The following is a 1,404-nucleotide window of genomic DNA, read 5'->3' on the forward strand; positions in this document are numbered from 1 at the left end:
CGGGCCGGCCGGGGGCGAGGGCGAGGCGCTCGTCGAGGCTCGCGGGTTGTCGCGGGTGTTCCACGTCGGGGGGCGGGAGATCGTCGCCGCCGACGACGTGTCGTTCACGCTCCGCGCGGGCCGCACCCTCGGGCTGGTCGGCGAGTCCGGCTCGGGCAAGTCCACCACCGCGCGGCTCCTGCTCGGGCTCGAGCACCCCGACGCCGGCGAGGTCACGCTGCTCGGCGAGCCCTGGAACCCGCTCCCGGAAGCCCGGCGCCGTCCGCGCCGGCACCTGATCGGCGCGGTGTTCCAGGACGCCCTGAGCTCGTTCGACCCGCGCTGGACGGTCGGCGCCGTCCTGGCCGACGCCATCACCCGCGGCCGGTCGCTCCGCCCCGGACCCGTGCGCGCGCAGATCGCGGACCTGCTCGACACGGTAGGCCTTGACCCCGGGACGGCCGCACGCCGTCCGCTGCACCTCTCCGGCGGGCAGCGGCAGCGCGTCTCCGTCGCGCGGGCGCTCGCGGCCGAGCCCCGGGTGCTGGTCCTGGACGAGCCGGTCTCGGCGCTCGACGTCTCGGTCCAGGCGCAGGTGCTCGACCTCCTGGACCGGCTCCAGCGCGAGCGAGACCTCGCATACCTGCTGATCACGCACGACCTCGGCGTCGCCCTGCACATGAGCGACGACCTGGCGGTGATGCAGGAGGGCCGCATCGTGGAGCGGGGCCCGGCGTCGAGCGTCTTCGACGACGCCGAGCACCCGTACGCGCGGCAGCTCCGGGACGCCGTCCGGCTCTGAGGGGCCGACGACGCTCAGCCGACGCCGACGTGCTGCCGCTCGGGCTCGATCACTGCCACGACGCGTTCCTGCTCGCGGGAGTACGGCGCGCCGGTGTACTTACGGGCGAGCTCGTCGACGATCGCCCAGCCCGCGTCGCCGTCGAGCCACTCGACGACCCGGCCGCGGACGACGACGGGCTCGAACGGGTTGTCGACGGGCGCGACCGACAGCGCCACGCGCGGGTCGCGGCGCAGGTTGCGTGCCTTGCGCATGGTGGGGCCGGTGAAGAACACGATCCGGTCGCCGTGGGTGCCGACGAACACCGGGGCGGCGTGCGGCGCGCCGTCCGGCAGGACCGTGGCGACGTGGGCGATCGAGGTGCCGTCGAGGACGCGGCGGACTGCGGGTTCGAGCATATCGGGCTCCTTCAGAGGGGTGGTGCGTCCAACCTAGGAGCCGGGCGCCGGCCCGTCTTGAACGAAACGCGCATGCTCAGGCGAGCAGAGGCGTCCGGCGTCGGGCGGCGAGGAACGGCCGGTAGGACGCCGCGTGCTCGTGGTCGCACGCGCACCGGTCGGCGCGGCCGCCGAGCAGCCGGCGCGGGGTGAGCCCGGTCAGGCGCATGCACTCCCGGCCCAGGT

At 75.3% G+C, this 1,404-nt stretch carries 2 protein-coding genes; one reads left to right on the plus strand and one right to left on the minus strand.

Annotated features, from left to right (window positions below; genetic code table 11):
• Positions 1 to 781 (plus strand): ABC transporter ATP-binding protein (locus tag PROKR_RS10515; protein WP_157602006.1); only part of this gene is annotated, 781 nt, incomplete at its 5' end.
• Positions 782 to 795: 14 nt separating this feature from the next.
• Here the strand turns inward: PROKR_RS10515 and PROKR_RS10520 are convergent.
• A complete protein-coding gene (locus tag PROKR_RS10520) occupies positions 796 to 1,179 on the minus strand; it encodes a TIGR03618 family F420-dependent PPOX class oxidoreductase (RefSeq protein WP_036962888.1) in 384 nt (127 codons plus the stop codon).
• Positions 1,180 to 1,404 lie beyond the last annotated feature (225 nt).

The sequence above is a fragment of the Promicromonospora kroppenstedtii DSM 19349 genome, assembly GCF_000515355.1.
Taxonomy (GTDB): Bacteria; Actinomycetota; Actinomycetes; order Actinomycetales; family Cellulomonadaceae; genus Promicromonospora; species Promicromonospora kroppenstedtii.

Coding starts and splice junctions, on each gene's coding strand:
- PROKR_RS10520 (WP_036962888.1), bottom strand. CDS start 1,179: ATGCTCGAACCCGCAGTCCGCCGCGTCCTCGACGGCACCTCGATCGCC.